The organism is Aeromonas sp. ZOR0002 (genome assembly GCF_963866995.1).
In the GTDB taxonomy this organism is placed as follows: domain Bacteria; phylum Pseudomonadota; class Gammaproteobacteria; order Enterobacterales; family Aeromonadaceae; genus Aeromonas; species Aeromonas caviae.
In genome coordinates this window covers 1-3,475 of the sequence record NZ_CAWMFQ010000196.1, presented here as the reverse complement: position 1 = coordinate 3,475, position 3,475 = coordinate 1, and the positions used below count along the sequence as shown (strand labels likewise).

The window sequence follows — 3,475 nt, the reverse complement described above, 5'->3', positions numbered from 1 at the left end:
TCACAGTCGACTCGGGGGCCCTGATCCTGCTGGCGATCTTCAGCCTGTGGCAGATGCCGCACTCCTATGCGATCGCCATCTTCCGCTTCAAGGACTACCAGGCTGCCAACATCCCGGTGCTGCCGGTGGTGAAGGGGATCCCGGTGGCCAAGCTCCACATCACCCTCTACATCCTGGCGTTCATGGTGCCGACCCTGATGCTGTTCCTCGGCGGCTACGCCGGTTACAAGTATCTGGTGGTGGCCACCGCGGTGAGCGTCTGGTGGCTGGGAATGGCGCTGTCGGGCTACAAGGCGGCCGTGGACGACTCCCTCTGGGCGCGCAAGCTGTTCATGTTCTCCATCGTCACCATTACTTGCCTGAGCGTGATGATGTCGGTGGACTTCCAGCCGGACGCAGCGCCTGTATTGGTGAGCATGCTGCCCTGATAGTGTGAACTGCACCCCTGAAATGCATGAAATCCAGAGCCGGGAATCTTCCCGGCTCTGCTATTATGGGCGCCGCCCTGCGAGGGGCATCGCCGATTTTTCGGGGGCGGCCGGGCGCCTGTCACCCCTTTCTTTCCCTCTTCTTTTTGACTCATCGAGGCCCTCATGAATGATTTCACCATGACGAGGGGCGAGCGACGCGCGACCTGGGCGCTCGGCTCCGTCTTCTCGCTGCGCATGCTCGGCATGTTTATGGTGCTGCCGGTGCTGACCACCTACGGCATGTCCCTGGCGGGCGCCTCCGAGGCGCTCATCGGGCTTGCCATCGGCATCTACGGCATGACCCAGGCCCTGTTCCAGATCCCCTTCGGCCTGCTCTCCGACAAGGTGGGGCGCAAGCCCCTCATCGTCGGCGGCCTGCTGATGTTTGCCCTTGGCAGCGTCATCGCCGCCCTGAGCGACGCCATCTGGGGGGTCATCGTCGGGCGCGCCCTGCAAGGGAGCGGCGCCATCTCCGCCGCCGTCATGGCGCTCCTGTCGGATCTCACCCGGGAGCAGAATCGCACCAAGGCGATGGCCTTCATCGGGGTGAGCTTTGGCATCACCTTCGCCATCGCCATGGTGACCGGCCCCCTCATCACCCATGCCCTGGGCTTGTCCGGCCTCTTCTGGCTCATCGCCCTGCTGGCCCTGGCCGCCATCGCCATGGTGCTCTGGGTGGTGCCGACCCCGGCGGCCCACCTGCAAAATCGCGAGTCCGCCATGGTGCGAGGCAGCTTTCGTACCGTGCTCACCAACCCTCGCCTGCTCAAACTCAACCTCGGCATCCTCTGCGTCCACACCCTGCTGATGTCGAGCTTCGTGGCCCTGCCGCCCCTGCTGGAACGTGCCGGGCTGCCCCGTGACAGCCAGTGGCAGGCCTATCTGGCCACCATGCTGATCGCCTTCGTGAGCGTGGTGCCCTTCATCATCTATGCCGAGAAGCACCGTCAGATGAAGCGGGTCTTCATCGGGTGCGTGGTGGTGATGCTGGCCGCCGAGCTGGTGCTCTGGCAGAGCGGCCAGCAGCTGTGGGGTCTGCTCGCCGGGTTGCAGCTCTTCTTCATCGGCTTCAACGTGATGGAGGCGCTGCTGCCGTCCCTCATCAGCAAGGAGTCTCCGCCGGGCTACAAGGGCACCGCCATGGGGGTCTACTCCACCAGTCAGTTCCTCGGGGTTGCCATCGGCGGCAGCCTCGGCGGTCTGCTCTACAGCCTGGGGGGCGGCCCCCTGGTGTTTGGCGGTTGTGCCGCCCTGGCCCTTGCCTGGCTCGGGGTGAGCCTCACCATGGCCGAGCCCCCCTATGTGAGCAGCCTGCGCATCGTGCTGCCGGAAGGGGTCGAGGCCACCCCGGCCCTGGAGCAGCGGATCCGCGCCTGCGAGGGGGTGAGCGACGTGCTGCTGGTGCGCGAGGAGCACTCCCTCTACGTGAAGGTGGACAGCAAGCGCCTGACCCGCAGCGATCTGGAGCGGCTGGTCTCTTTGTGATGGCTGGCGGCGCAGAGCGCGGGCTGAAGGGCGGCTGCTATGCTGAGATCCTCACTCACAGGAGGAACCTCTGATGTCATACGTGGACGGATTCGTGCTCGCCGTGCCGACGGCCAACAAGCAGGCCCTGATCGATCATGCGGGGCAGTTTGACCCCATCTTCCTCGAATACGGCGCCACCCGGGTGCTGGAGTGCTGGGGGGACGACGTGCCCCACGGCAAGCAGACCGACTTTTATCGGGCGGTGGCGGCCAGGGAGGATGAAACCGTGGTCTTCTCCTGGGTGGAGTGGCCGAGCAAGGCGGTGCGGGACGACGCCATGGGCAAGATGATGCAGGACCCCAGGATGGACCCCGCCAACCCCCTGCACCAGACCATGCCGTTTGATGGCGCCCGCATGATCTTCGGGGGCTTCACCACCGTGCTGGAGCTCAAGGGCTGAGACCTGCCATCGGGTCACCCTGGTGGCCGGAGCGCAAGGGCCGATAGCAACACCCAGGCCCGTCAGATGATGAAAAAGCCCGCCAGCCGGCGGGCTTTTTGCTGGTCGTTATCTCATGGTCGCTCTCCATGGGGGATGTTCAGCCCGGGCGTCAGAAGGGCTTGTCCCCGAGAATGGTGGCCCTGTGCATCACCCGGCGGGCCGGCAGGTAGTCGGCATTGGCATAGTGCTGGGTCACCCTGTTGTCCCAGATGGCGATGTCGTTCTCCTGCCAGCACCAGCGCACCTGGAACTCGGGGCGGGTGATGTGCTCGAACAGAAAGCCGAGCAGGGCCTCGCTCTCTTTGGGGGGCAGCCCGGGCAGCCGGGTGGTGAACCCCTCGTTGACGAACAGGGCCTGACGGCCGCTCACCGGATGAGTGCGGATCACCGGGTGGCGCAGGGGCGGGTGACGGGCCACGGCCGCCTGCCAGCGCTGGCGCGCCTCCTCGCTGTCATCATGGCGATGGGCCGGGAAGGACTTGGTGAAGTCGTGCTCGGCTTCCAGCCCTGCCAGCAGGGTTTGCAGGGGAGGGGAGAGGGCCGCCAGCGCCGCGATGCCGCTGGCCCAGAGGGTGTCCCCCCCGGTGGGGGGCAGCTGCTTGGCGGCCAGAATGGCCAGTGCCGGGGGCGTCTCGATAAAGGTCACGTCGGTGTGCCAGTTGTCGTTGTCCGGCGGATTGTCATCGTGGGTATCGAGCACGATGATCTCCTCGGCCTCCTCCGTGTGGGGGTAGACGGGGTGGATGTGCAGATCCCCGAAGCGGTTCGCCAGCGCCCGCTGGGCTCGCGGGGTGATGGGCTGGTTGCGAAAGAACAGCACCTGGTATTTGAGCAGGGCGCGATGGAGCTGCTCGAACTGCCCCTGGCTCAGGGGCTCGGCCAGATTGACGCCGGCGATGACTGCGCCGATGTGGGGGCCGAGGGGGGTAATGGTCAACTTGTCGGTCATGGTCTTGCTCCATGTCTGGGGGCGTGAAGGCCCGATACCAATAGGAAAGGCGCTGTCCCAATTACATGTTGAAAGGCTAACCTTGAA

General features: G+C 65.4%; 4 protein-coding genes. 3 read left to right on the top strand and 1 reads right to left on the bottom strand.

Annotated features, from left to right (window positions below):
* From AACR77_RS11735 to AACR77_RS11725, 3 genes are all read left to right on the top strand, one after another.
* The coding region (locus AACR77_RS11735) for a UbiA family prenyltransferase (protein ID WP_042881635.1) at positions 1-428 on the top strand (428 nt) is incomplete at its 5' end.
* Between the two features lie 165 nt (positions 429-593).
* Positions 594-1,955 (top strand): MFS transporter, encoded by a 1,362-nt coding sequence (locus AACR77_RS11730; RefSeq protein WP_042881629.1) that lies wholly within the window; start codon positions 594-596, stop codon positions 1,953-1,955.
* 73 nt (positions 1,956-2,028) lie between these two features.
* Positions 2,029-2,397: a DUF1428 domain-containing protein gene (locus AACR77_RS11725; RefSeq protein ID WP_010673687.1), complete on the top strand. Its 369-nt coding sequence runs from the start codon at positions 2,029-2,031 to the stop codon at positions 2,395-2,397.
* Between the two features lie 151 nt (positions 2,398-2,548).
* Here AACR77_RS11725 and tauD read toward each other — a convergent pair whose 3' ends face one another.
* Positions 2,549-3,388: a taurine dioxygenase gene (gene tauD, locus AACR77_RS11720; protein ID WP_042881626.1), complete on the bottom strand. Its 840-nt coding sequence runs from the start codon at positions 3,386-3,388 to the stop codon at positions 2,549-2,551.
* Positions 3,389-3,475 lie beyond the last annotated feature (87 nt).